Below are 13,269 nucleotides of genomic sequence, written 5' to 3'. Positions count from 1 at the left end.
AATAAAATAAATAGTTAAAAGGAGGGTTTCCTCCTTTTTAATTAGAATTTTATTGGGGGCAATTGTGAAATCATCATCTAGAAAAATTATATTAGTTTGTGAAGTATGCTTAGCAAGAAATTATTTTGTCAACAAAAGCACATTAACTCAAAAACAAAGACTAGAAATCAAAAAATTTTGTAACTCATGTAATCAACATACACTTCACAAGGAAACAAGATAATGAAAAAAGATAAACTTGAAAAAAGAGAAAAAATAAAAGTTTCTAAAGAAACTAAAAAGGCATTAAAAGTCAAAAAACAAAAGGAATCTAAAAATCGTGGTAAAGCTTTTAAAGAATACCCAATAAAAATTGTTAAAGAAGTACATAAAATTAAATGATCTGGTTGAGATAACTTAAAGAAAAAATATATAATAGTTTTATTATTTATGGTCATTTTTGCAGTCCTATTCTTTCTAATAGGGCTGGGTATACAACAATTATTTCAATGAATTAAAATTTATTAACAAGGAGAGAAAATGAATAAAGAAGAAATTTTACAATTAGAAAAAGATATACTAACTTCAAAAGGTCAATGATTTGTTATTAATTCACAAACAGGGCATGAAGATAAAGTTCTTCAAGATTTAACAAATAAAATTAAATCTGAAAAACATGATGACCAAGTCTTTGACATTAGAATATCTAAAGGAATTGTTTTAACAAAAGCAGGAAAAGAAAAAGAAAAAAATTTATTTCCTGGTTATATTTTTATTAATATGATTATGAATGAAGAAACTTGATTTATAGTTAGAAATACACCTGGAGTAACTGGTTTTATTGGTTCATCAGGCCGTGGTGCTAAACCATTCCCTTTAACTGCTGAAGAAGTATTAAAAATGCTAATACCAAAAGAAGAAGCAGTTGGTGAAGAAAATGGAAACGTATCTGCTATTCCTGAAAAAAATTCAGGAATAGCGATACCTGTTACTAAAAAACCTTTATTTACAGCTAATTTTGTAGTTGGTCAAATGGTTAGAGTAATATCTGGCATCAATACTGGTGAAGAAGGTGAAGTTAAAGATATGGATTATGAAAAGGGCGTAGCAGTTATTCTTATTGAAATGTTTGGCAGATATACTAATTTAGAGATTTCATTTAGTGATGTGAAGCCTCTTAAAGAACTTTAATTTTAATCAATGAGCAAAGCTCATTTTTTTTGTGTTAAAATTAGTTTAAATAAATACTGATTAATCTAACGTTTATCGCGATTAAATAAAAAATTGAATAGGAGAAAATTAATGTCAAAAATAAGATTTATGGCAATTGGTGGACAAGATGAAAGAGGTAAAAACCTTTTTGTTTTAGAAATTGGTGAAGAATTATTTATATTAGATGCAGGTGTAAAATACCCTGATAAAGGTATTTTAGGAGTAGATATAGTTATTCCTAAAATAGATTACATTATAGATAACAAAAAAAGAGTTAAAGGAATTTTTTTAACAAACTCTGCAAGTTATAATATGGGGGCTGTTCCATATATTTTAAAGCACATGGATGTACCAGTTTATTGTAATGAAATAACAAAATTAATATCAACAATTAAAATTTCTAGAATGAGGATTAAAAATAATAAAGATCAAAATTATAAAGTTGTAAAAGATAAAGACGTATTGCAAGCTGGAAATGTAAAAGTAGAAGTTTTTAGAACAACGTCTGCATCTCCACAATCTTTTGGTTATGCTTTTCACACCGAACAAGGTGTTGTTGTATATGTTGGAGATTATATAATTGATGGCCAAGAACAATCTTACTTTTCAACAGATTTTAACCATTTATCAGATATTGGTAAAAAAGGAGTTTTAGCTTTAATAGCAGATAGTGAATATGCTTCAAGAAGTGGTTTCACAGCTCCAAATCATAAAATTCAAGATTTTATTTCAATCCCTTTTAAAGAAAAGAAAACAAGAATAGCTATTGGTATTTTTGAAGAAGATATTTTTAAACTTGGTGAAATATGTAAAGTTGCTAAAGAAAATAATAGAAAGATTGCTGTTTATGGGCGTTTGATGGCACAAGTATTAAAATCAAATTTAATTAGTAAAAATCTTAATATCCTTCCAGAAGATATTATATCTATTGAAGAATATATGAAATCAGACAATGGCGTTTTGATAATTTCTGGAACTGTGGATGTACTTTATTCTAAATTAACTAAAGTAGCTACTGGAAATGATGATGTAGTTGAATTGACATCAAAAGATTTAATGATATTAGCAACTCCACCAGCCCCTGGAATAGAAAAAAAACATGCTCAAATTCTAGATGAACTAGCAAGAACAGATGCAAGGCTTATAGCTTTAAGTGATAGAAATATTTGAACAATGCATGCTTCTTATGAGGATGTGAAAGTTTTAACAAGTATTGTTAGGCCAAAATATTTTATACCAGTTAAATCGTTATTTAAAGATGGTTTAAAAGCAGAAAGCGCTGCAGTTGAAGCTGGTGTTTTACCCGAGAACATTACTGTTATCAATAACGGTCAAGTTCTTGATTTAACAAGAAAAGTTTTAACTATAGAGAAGAAAAATATTGATTTTGGTAATACATATGTTGATGAAATAGGTATTGGTGATGTTGGAACAATAGTGTTAAATGAAAGAAGACAATTAGCTACAGATGGTGTTATTATACTTGGTGCTACAATAGACTCAAGAAACAAAGAATTAGTTTCAATGATTGATACTCAGATGCGTGGTGTTGTTTATATTCAAGAAGATAACCCAATATTCAAAATTATTCAAAAAGATATTGAGTTATCAATACAACAAGGGCAAAGTTTATTTAATGAAAACCCTAAGAAATATGACTTAAATGAAATTAAAAAAGAAATTGTAACTAAGGTTAGAACTTCGATAAAACAAGAGTCTGGTAAACAACCAATTGTGCTTTGCATAATTAACGAATTCAATGGTGTAAATTTTGTATTTAAAAATAAAAAAAATAAGGTTTAGTACAATTTACTTGCCTTTTTTTACTTTTTTTACTTTTTGTAATAAAAACTCACATTTAATGATATTTTACATCTTGATTTCAATGCAATTATAAGGTATCATTATAAATAATTGATGTTTTTAAACAACATTTTTATGACCATTTAAAAAAATAAATAGATAGGAAATTACAAAGATGAAAAACAAACAAGAAACTATAATTTCATTTAATGATGTTATCGTAAAAACCAATACAAGAGGTAAAACATTAAATGTAATTAAAAATATTTCATTCGATGTTTATGCAAATGAAATATTAGCTATTGTTGGAAAGTCAAATACAGGTAAAACTGTATTGACAAAAGTTTTAAGTAATTCACTAAATCAAAACTCTTATGTTTCAAACGGGACTATTATGTACTATCCAACAAAAGCAACTATTGATGAAGGCAAAGACCACATATTATCTCCAATTGATTTAGTGAGTTATCAAAAAAGTAACTTATCTAATGTAACAAAAAATATCATTACTCTTACAAATAAAACAATAATTGATAAAGCGGTTATTAAAATTTACAAATTGAGACAAGAAATATCAAAAATACAAGAAGAAGAAGCACATAGACAAACCGTAATGTTTAAATCTATTTTAGATAAAACAGTCAGAATGTCTCAATATGAAAAAACTCAGTTACACTCATCAACTTATTTAAAGGACAAGAATGAGTCAATTAATAACAACACATCTCCATCAATGCCTCTGATCAATAAGCTATTAAAAAGAATTCAAAAACATGAAAGTGCAATTGATAATTCATTTTTAATTCTTGCAAGTACAATAGACCAAAAAGAAGAAATAGTACATTATAAAGTTATAGAATATCATAAAAATGAAATTAAAAATATTAAATTAGCAATTTCACAAATTCAAATTAGTGTAGCAAAAACAAATTATGCATTTATGAAATCGTTAAAAAGTGATATTAAGTTTTTGTTAAATAATGAAGAATTTTTAAACGTTGAGACAAGGAAAGCTTCTTTAAAAAAAATGAAGTACTACAACCAAATTTTAAAATTAGATCAAAATGAAGTGATTTTATTAAAAATGAAGCTAATAGATGATCAATTAGAAATTATTAGAAGAGCTAATTATGAACTTTCAAATTTCAAAAAGTTAAGTGATGGTTCTATTGAAAACCTTTCTTTATTAATGCAAGATATTCAAATAAATAAAGATTCTATTAAAATGGTTGAAAAAAGTTTAATAGAAGACGGATTAGAATATTTGGGGAAAAAAGAATTTTTAACAGATTTTGAAAACAACTTAATTAATTTAGTTTCAAAAATACTAGTTGAAAAAAAAGTTTCAAAAGAAGAAATTAATAAAGTTCTAGCGCAATGAAACTTTCAAAAACATAAACCTTCTAAAAATAGGTCTGAGTTGCAAAAAGATTTAAAATTTATTAACGAAGAGGTTATAAGCACAATTTTTGAAAGCATAAACCAATCTTTAAAACCAAATGTTAAGATAGGACATCAAATTTCTGATATTATTTCTTCAACAAAAAGACTTTCAAAATCTGAAGCTCACTCAAAAGCTTTGGAGTTATTACATAGATTAGGTCTTGTCAATGCTGAAGAAATATTTAATATGTTGCCATCAGAATGCTCTGACACTATTAATCAATTAGTTGTAATTGCAAAATCAGTTTCATCTTCTCCAAAAGTTTTAGTTTGAGATGAAACAGCAAATTTACTTGGATCAAACATTAAAAATCAGCTATTAAAATTAATTATAGAACTTAAAGAAGAACTGAATTTGACTGTGATTTTATTTACACAGTCGTTTGAAATTCCTTCAAAAATAGCTGATAGAATAGCTGTTATTCATGATGGTGAAATTGTTGAGTATGGAAATACTAAAGAAATTATTAATAATGCAATACACCCAGAATCGATTGCATTAAAATTAAATGTAAAAGAAATATTTCAAAAAGAAAATCTTGATAATATTTCAGACAATTTATTTAATAATTTTAATGAAAAATTATTAAGAAAAAATTATGCTGAGAAAAACTATGTTTTAGTTCCTAACAAGTTTTCTAAAATAACAAAATCACATTTTATAAAAGAAGAATTTAAAATTAAAGCAAGAAGAGGTAATCAATAATGCCAAAATTAGTTAACGAATTACCAATTTTGAAAGTTAGAAATTTAATTACTACTTCTCTAAAAGAATCAAACCAAATCAAAAATATTTCATTTGAAATAAATGAAGGTGAAACATTCGCAATATTAGGTGAAATGCATTCAGGTAAATCTAACTTAGTCAATTCTATTTTAGGTAATGCTACAATTCAATCTGGTTCAGTTTACTTTCAAGAAACATTAGCCTTAGGTGAAAAACCCAATTTATACATTTGAAATAAAAAAGTTTTAGAAATTCAAAAAGATTTTAAAAAAGTTCTTAATGATATTGAAAAATCCTTAAAGTCATACAGTGATGAATTAGAAGAATCATATTTTAAATTTGTTGAGAACAAGTACTTTGATGTTAAGTCTAAACAATCATTAAGTTATCCAGACAAAAAAAACTTTAAAATTTCAGAAGGTGAAAACATTAAAGATTATGATGTTATATCAGATAAAAAAGATATTAAACTTACTAATATGGAAAACTTATTAGATGATGGTATTGAATTAATATACCAAAACATTTCGGGTTATAATAAACAAAAAAAATTTTTACAAGAATTAAAAAATGATAACATTGGTGAAGAAGGATTACTACAAAAAATGTTAGAAACTATTATCAAATGTGAAAAAAAAGTTTACTTGATCCTTTCAAATTTAATAGATATTTTGAAAAAAATATCTTTTATTGAAGAAATTAGAAATTTAGTTCAGGCTAGAGAGTATACTTCAATATCAAAATTCTATAAGGACTTAACATCAGTTTTGAAAAAAGTTGAAAAAAATATGATTAAAATTAATGAAACTATTATTGAAATTGATGAGAATCAAATTCTTTTATCAGCCTCATTATCTCGTGGCGGTGAAAGAAAAAAATGAGAAGCTTGGTTAGATGAAAAAATTGATTCTTCTATTGATGAAAATGAACTTTACAATCTTGTTATCATAAAACAATTACTAAATTTTTCAAATATACAAGAAATTATTAGTAAAAATCCAAAATATCAAACACCAAGCTATTCTGAATTAAAAGAATTGAAAAAAATGATTAATGTTATTAATCAAGACTCAACAAAGTTGCTTTCTGAAAGAATAACTGTTGGGGAATTATTAAGCGAGTATATTGATCTTAATAAATCTATTTTAAAAAATGAAATTATTATTAAAGATTATAAAGATTACATGATAAGTCAAGATGATTCTTTAGATTCTCATTTTAATTCAAAAAAACTATCAGGAAAAAAAATCAAATTGCTCATTATTGAGTCAATTTTAAAAGCTGTAGGTTTAGGAAATGATTATTTAAAAGTTTTCCTTACTGAATTATCTATTTCAGAAAAACAGTTGTTAATTATAGCAATTTCAGCAATTGTACCAAACAAAATCATTAGTTTGGACGAATCATTTTCACACCTTGATAATTTTTCTAAAGTTAAAGCAATTAAACTATTGAGAACAATAAAATCAAAATTTAATTCGACTTTTATAATTGCTGAAACGGATTTAAACGTGGTTGAGTTATGAGCTGATACTGTAGCAATCATTTTTAATGGTAAGCTTTTGGAATTAGGTCCCAAAGAAGAAATCTTTAATGATCCGAAACACCCTTACACAAGAACACTTATTTCTTCAAGAATATCTGTTGAAAGTGAAGATAATCTAAATGAATTAATATACAATCCATGGTCAGAACACCATGATTATAATATTGATTTACCAAAATGAACAGAAGTATCTAAAAAACATTTTGTCTATTTAAACAATAGAGAAATAAACAATTTAAAGAAAAAATAATTGCAAACTAGTCTTTATGCTAGTTTTTATTTGTGAAAAATATCAATTTTGGTATAATATAGGAAATTGAAAAGGAACTTATGCCCAAAACTTTAAAAGAAGAAGAAATTTTAGCTAATCATAATTGAAATGAAGATAGAACATCGGCTTTCATAACAACAAAAACAAAAAGAAGAAATGATTCTATTTCTTGGGTTGTTACAGGATTTACTGTTCTTTTTTTCTCAGTTATAAGTTTCACAAGATTAACTGTTATAGGCCAGTTTTTTGATGACATTATTTTTAATTTTTTATTTGGTTGATTTAAATATTTTGTTTATTTATTGTTGTTTTTTGTAGATATATGTATTTTTACAGGAATAAGATTTAAATTTAAAAAAAGATTTATTTTTATGTTGTTTTTAAGTTTTGTTATTCTATGTTGATTGATAACACTCATTCTTTATTCATTTCAGTTATCGCAAAATCAAGATTTTAGTGGCTTGTGGCAAAAAGACATTTTTTCTTTAATGTTTATTAATTATTCTGAAAAATGATTTATTAACTCTATATTTTATCCTGGTAATTTTCATAATGCCTTACATTTATTGTTTAAACCAGAAATAAGAGGTTATTTTAATTTTGAAAGTGGTGGAGGAATAATTGGTGCTTTCTTAACTGGTGTTACAGCTTATACCTCAATTGTTGGTGCTTTTTCATTATGGTTTTTTGTTAGTTATATTCATGCTTGTTGAGTTTTAACTGGCGATCCATTTTATTTATTCAAAGCAAAAAATAAAAGGAAAGGAAGATCACTTAGAATTCTTTCTTTAAATGCTAAAAGAAATCCAAATTTAAAACAAAGATTAAAAGAAGCTAAAAAATTAGAAGCTTCAAAAGTTCAGAATGAATTAACAAAAGAAGCTGGCATTCAACCTTTAAAGTCAATAAGTAAATGAGAAAGCATTAATGTTTTTGGGCAAAATATAGACTTAGAAGAAGATATTAAGACTTCAGACCTAACAATTCAAATGCCTTCATATTTTAAAAATGAAGACAAAAAATTAGAGGATTTAGAAGAAATAAACGAAATTGAAGATTCATCAGTTGATTTAGAAACTGAAGAAATTTCACAACTTATCCAACCTCAATATAAGTTTGTTTCAAGAAGACAAAGAACTGAACAAGAATTAGCTAGAAAAACAGCTTTGCAAAAACCATCTGATTTTGCAATTAATGAACCAACTGCTAATTTGACTACTAGCAATGTTGATGAGTTTAAAACTATAACTATAGAATCTGCATTAGAAGAAAAAGAATCACTTCAAAAAATTAAAGAGGATGTAAAAGAACAAAATAGTATTAAAGAACATTTGGTAAATAATGATGAAGGTGATGAAACTTTTTTAAATTCAATTTATGAAGAAAAATCACTAGTTGCACAAGATATAACTATTGACTTTTTTAAAGATGATATTGACGAAATCAATAATAAACTTATTTTTAATGAAGTTGAACCTCAAATTATTACTCAAGAAGAAAACGTTTCAAACCCAACGATAGAAGAAAATTTAGTTATTTTAGAAACACAAACAGCAAAAGAGACAACATTATTACCACCAATAATCGAAGAAATGAAAATAGAAACCAAAAAAAATTACAAGTTACCACCAATTGATGTTTTGGTTCAAATTGAAAAAGATTATGACAAAGATAGAGCTAATAAAGAAGATGCTGCCCTTAAGGCTTTAGCAATTGATGAAACTTTTATTCAATTCAATGTCAATGCAAAAGTTGTAAACACAATTATTGGTCCAAGTGTTATGAAATTTGAAATTCAAACTAAACCTGGAACTAAAGTTAACAGCGTTACAAGTTTGGAAAATGATTTAAAACTAGCACTTGCTACACATAACATGCGTTTAGAAGCACCAATACCTGGAAAAACTTTAATTGGTATTGAAATTGCAAATTCATTTTCAGAAATGGTTTCAATGCGTGAAATAATAGAATCTATTCCTGAATCTAATAAAGACGACAAACTACTTTTTGTGCTTGGTAAAAATGTTTTAGGTCAGCCTTTAACAGCTCAATTAAATAAAATGCCACATTTATTAGTAGCTGGATCAACTGGTTCTGGTAAATCAGTTATGATAAATACTTTAATATGTTCAATTTTGTTAAGAGCAAAGCCAAATGAAGTAAAGTTTATTATGATTGACCCTAAAAAAGTTGAATTGTCAATTTACTCAAGAATACCTCATATGCTAAGTCCAGTAATTTCTGACATGAAACAAGCTGCTAATGCTCTAAAAATGGTTGTTTTAGAAATGGAAAGAAGATATGAATCTTTCATGAGTCTTGGAGTTAGAAACATAGATGGATACAACAAAAAGGTAAGCATCTCAAAAAAAATGCCATATCATGTAGTTATTATTGATGAACTTGCTGACTTAATGATGACAGGTGATAGAAAAGCTGTTGAAGAATCAATTATGAGAATTACACAAATGGCTAGAGCGGCTGGTATTCACTTAATAGTTGCAACTCAAAGACCATCAGTTGATGTTATCACAGGAACTATCAAAACAAATATACCCACAAGAATCGCTTTTGCAGTAACAACTGGAACTGACTCAAGAACAATTCTTGATGCAATTGGAGCCGAAAACTTGCTAGGTCGTGGTGACATGTTATTTATGCCACCTGGTGGTGGAGATTTAATGAGAGCACAAGGTGCATTTATGTCTGATGAAGAAATTGAGGAAATTGTTGATTTTACAATAGCTCAACAACAAGCAGAATATGATGATAAATTTGATGGTGAAAACCTTTCTAATATGTCGACTAAGGATGAATTATTTGGTTTAGCTAAAGAATTTGCTCTTAATAAAGAAACTCTAACAACTTCTGAATTAAAAGGAAGATTTGGTATTGGTGATGCTAGAGCTGTTAACATAATGAGCCAACTAGAAGAAAGTGGGATTATAGGACCAAAAAATGGGGCTAAACCAAGAGAAGTTTTTAGAAAGTAATTTAAAGTGCTTCAGCACTTTTTATTTTATAAAGATATATAATATTAAAACATTAAGGAGGATTATGAATATTAAATCTATAATTAGTACACTTCCTAATCAGTCCGGATGTTATTTGTATTATAATGAACATAATAATGTTATATATGTTGGTAAAGCAAAAAATTTAAAAAAAAGAGTTTCTTCATACTTTGATAGAGTTCATAATTTAAAAACAACAAAACTTGTGAGAGAAATTGTTGATATAAAGTATTTTGTTGTTTCTAATGAAAAAGAATCTTTAGTTTTAGAAGAAAATTTAATTAAAAAGTATAGACCAAAGTATAATGTTCTATTAAATGATGATAAGTCTTATCCCTATATAACAATAACTAATGAAAAAGATCCAATGTATAAATATATTAGAAAAGTGGATAAAAAAGCTTTAAGAAGTTTTGGTCCATTGCCTATTGGTTCTAAAGCAAAAGATAGTTTAATAACATTACAAAGATTATTTCCTTTAAGAAGATGTAAAGGTAATTTAGGTAAACCATGTTTTCATTATTTTTTAAATCAGTGTAGCGGAGCTTGCTTTAAAGAAGTAGATGAGCTTTTTTATAAAGAGCAAATTAAAAAAGTAGATATGTTTTTTAAAGGCAATATTGGGGAAGTTAAAAATAATTTAACTGCTTTTATGAATAAAGCTTCTGAAAATCTTCAGTTTGAAGAAGCTCAAAGAATAAAAGAACAAATAGCAACATTAAGTTTTATGACAACCAAACAAAATGTTGAATTTCAAAATGATTTAAATATTGACGTTATAAGTTTTTTAATAGATGACGAAAAAATTGCTATATCTACTTTATTTTACAGATCAGGTCAACTTATTTTAAAAGATGAACATATTCAAACTTATTTAGAACAAGATGTCAATGATTTAATGCAACATTTTTTAAATCAAATATACAAAAAAAATATTATTCCTGATAAGTTAATTCTTTCAAATGAAATACAATTAATTAATTTATCAGATGATTTTAAGAAAATAGCTACTCACCCTATTACAAAAGATGAACTAAAGATGTTTGATATTTCATTTGAAAATGCAAAAGACATAATTAGAAGATCTCAAATATCAAAAACAATTAATATTGGAAATGAGCAAGAAATATTGTTGCAACTAGCCAATGTATCTAATATTGAAAAAGAGTTAAGAAGAATTGAAATGTTTGATATTTCAAATATAGCAAATGAATTTATAACAGGAAGTTGTGTTGTTTATATCAATGGACACCCAGTTAGAAATGAATTTAGAAAATACAACATTGATGCAAAATTCACATCTGATTATGACCGTTTAAAGCATATGCTTTACAGAAGATTTCAAAAGGCTTTATTGGAGAAAAGAGATTTACCTGACTTAATTATTATGGATGGTGGGATTATTCAAATTCATGCAGCAAAAGAGATATTAAAAACCCTTGGTCTTGAGTTTATTAGTGTTATAGGATTAGTTAAAAATGAAAAACACAGAACCGAAAAACTTATTGATGTAAATGAACAAGAAAAAGAAATAAAAGTTCATTTGAAATTATTTAATTGATTAAGTGCGATGCAAATAAGAGTAGATGAGTATGCTAAATCAGGATATAGAAAAAAACAAGCTGTATCACTTTTAAAAAATGACTTAATGAACATTGAAGGATTGGGAGAAAAGAGAATTCAAATTTTATTTAAAAAGTACAATACAATTAATGAAATAAAACAAACCAAAGATGAAGAGTTAATAAATTTATTAAAAAATAAAAAAGCATTTATTAATCTTAAAAAATATTTAGATGATTACAAGTAATACTTTTTAGTGAAAATAATTATATAATTAAAAAGTTAAAAACAGGAGACAAAAAATGGCAAAAGAAATTTTATTAACTCACCAAGGTATTGAAGAAGCAAAAATTGAATTAAAATACTTATTAGATGAAGTTAGACCAAAAGTTATTGAAGAATTAGTTGAAGCAAGAAATCAAGGTGATTTAAGCGAAAATGCTGATTATGATGCAGCTAGAAAAAGACAAGCTGAAGTTGAAGCAAGAATTAAAGAACTAGAAAACATGATAGATAAAGCAATTATCATTGAAGATGTTGAAACTGATAATGTTCAGTTAGGCTCAAAAGTTGAACTGCAAATGCTAAACACAAAAGAAAAATTAGGCGTAAAAATAGTGGGTTCTACAGAAGCAGATCCTTTCAAAGGTTACATTTCTAATGAATCTCCCATTGCAAAAGCTATTTGAAATAAAAAAGTTGGTGACATAGTAGATGTTAAATCTGTTGATAAGCCATACTCAGTTAAAATTTTAGATATTAAATAATTAGATTACCCATAAGGGTAATTTTGTTTATAAGGAGAGTTATGAATATTCAAAAAACTTTTAAAAATGATAAGCCAACAGTTTATTTAATAGGAACACCTATTGGTAATCTTGATGATATTAGCTTAAGAGCGTTAGACACTTTAAAACATGTTTCGTATATTTTTTGTGAAGATACTAGAACTAGTAGCACATTTTTAAAAAAACACAAAATTTCTAAACCTTTGATATCTTTGCACAAGTTTAATGAAAAAGAAAGAATAAAAAGCATCGAAGATATTTTAAGAATAGGTAAAAGTATAGCCATTATTAGTGATGCTGGTTGTCCAACAATAAGTGATCCAGGAGCTTTAGTTGTACAAGAATTATTAGCGAAAGACATTTGCAATATTACAAGTGTTAATGTTGGCCCTGCTTACATGCACGCAATTGTAGCAAGTGGTTTTGTAAATAATACCAATTACTTCTATGGTTTTATAGTTAATAAATCTAAAACTTCAAAGCTTAATGAATTAAAAAAAATATTAGAACATTACACTGAAACAATAATTAGTTTTTATGAATCTGTTCATAGAATAAAAGACACAATAAATGCACTGTCGCAGTTGGTTGAAAGTGATAGTCAAATTTTAATAGCTAGAGAGTTGACAAAAATAAACGAAGAATTTATTCGTGGTACTGTTGTTGAAATAAATGAGTTTATTCAATCTGAAAGTTTCGTTGAAAAAGGGGAATTTGTTATTGTTTTAAATAATAAAAAAATAGTTGAAACAACAATGTCAGTTGAACAAATATTATTCAATGTTAATCTTTTACTTCAACAAGGAAATAAACTAAAAGATGCTTGTCAAGTAGTTTCTAATCAAGCTAATTTAACTAAAAATGAAATATATAGTATTTATATCAAAAACAATTAGTACTTTTTTATTTGCAAATTATATATT

Annotated in this window: 10 protein-coding genes; all 10 read left to right on the top strand. The window is 26.2% G+C overall.

Features of this window, described 5'->3' with window-relative positions:
- The first annotated feature begins 61 nt into the window (after positions 1–61).
- The 10 genes from rpmG to rsmI all read left to right on the top strand — a co-directional run bounded on the left by rpmG (position 62) and on the right by rsmI (position 13,242).
- A complete protein-coding gene (gene rpmG, locus MCORR_RS01160) occupies positions 62–223 on the top strand; it encodes a 50S ribosomal protein L33 (RefSeq protein ID WP_104208009.1) in 162 nt (53 codons plus the stop codon).
- On the top strand, positions 223–507 hold the full coding sequence (gene secE, locus MCORR_RS01155) for a preprotein translocase subunit SecE (RefSeq protein WP_104207777.1): 285 nt from the start codon (positions 223–225) through the stop codon (positions 505–507). Before rpmG ends, secE begins: the two co-directional genes overlap by 1 nt.
- Before the next feature lie 12 nt (positions 508–519).
- The gene (nusG, locus tag MCORR_RS01150) at positions 520–1,170 is read left to right on the top strand and encodes a transcription termination/antitermination protein NusG (RefSeq protein WP_104207776.1); all 651 of its coding nucleotides are present in this window, start codon (positions 520–522) and stop codon (positions 1,168–1,170) included.
- A 111-nt stretch (positions 1,171–1,281) separates the two neighbouring features.
- Positions 1,282–2,994 (top strand): ribonuclease J, encoded by a 1,713-nt coding sequence (locus tag MCORR_RS01145; RefSeq protein ID WP_104207775.1) that lies wholly within the window; start codon positions 1,282–1,284, stop codon positions 2,992–2,994.
- 175 nt (positions 2,995–3,169) lie between these two features.
- Positions 3,170–5,143 (top strand): ATP-binding cassette domain-containing protein, encoded by a 1,974-nt coding sequence (locus MCORR_RS01140; protein ID WP_104207774.1) that lies wholly within the window; start codon positions 3,170–3,172, stop codon positions 5,141–5,143.
- Positions 5,143–6,960 (top strand): ATP-binding cassette domain-containing protein, encoded by a 1,818-nt coding sequence (locus MCORR_RS01135; RefSeq protein ID WP_104207773.1) that lies wholly within the window; start codon positions 5,143–5,145, stop codon positions 6,958–6,960. Before MCORR_RS01140 ends, MCORR_RS01135 begins: the two co-directional genes overlap by 1 nt.
- 80 nt (positions 6,961–7,040) lie before the next feature.
- Positions 7,041–9,974, top strand: a complete 2,934-nt coding sequence (locus MCORR_RS01130) for a DNA translocase FtsK (protein ID WP_104207772.1) — start codon at positions 7,041–7,043, stop codon at positions 9,972–9,974.
- A gap of 64 nt (positions 9,975–10,038) precedes the next feature.
- On the top strand, positions 10,039–11,805 hold the full coding sequence (gene uvrC / locus MCORR_RS01125; RefSeq protein ID WP_104207771.1) for an excinuclease ABC subunit UvrC: 1,767 nt from the start codon (positions 10,039–10,041) through the stop codon (positions 11,803–11,805).
- 55 nt (positions 11,806–11,860) lie between these two features.
- Positions 11,861–12,325, top strand: coding sequence for a transcription elongation factor GreA (gene greA / locus MCORR_RS01120; RefSeq protein ID WP_104205961.1), 465 nt, complete (start codon positions 11,861–11,863; stop codon positions 12,323–12,325).
- A gap of 41 nt (positions 12,326–12,366) precedes the next feature.
- Positions 12,367–13,242 (top strand): 16S rRNA (cytidine(1402)-2'-O)-methyltransferase, encoded by an 876-nt coding sequence (gene rsmI / locus MCORR_RS01115; RefSeq protein ID WP_104207770.1) that lies wholly within the window; start codon positions 12,367–12,369, stop codon positions 13,240–13,242.
- Positions 13,243–13,269: the final 27 nt, after the last annotated feature.

It is taken from the genome of Mesoplasma corruscae (genome assembly GCF_002930145.1).
Taxonomy (GTDB): domain Bacteria; phylum Bacillota_I; class Bacilli_A; order Mycoplasmatales; family Mycoplasmataceae; genus Entomoplasma; species Entomoplasma ellychniae.
This window is presented reverse-complemented; position numbering and strand designations above follow the sequence as displayed.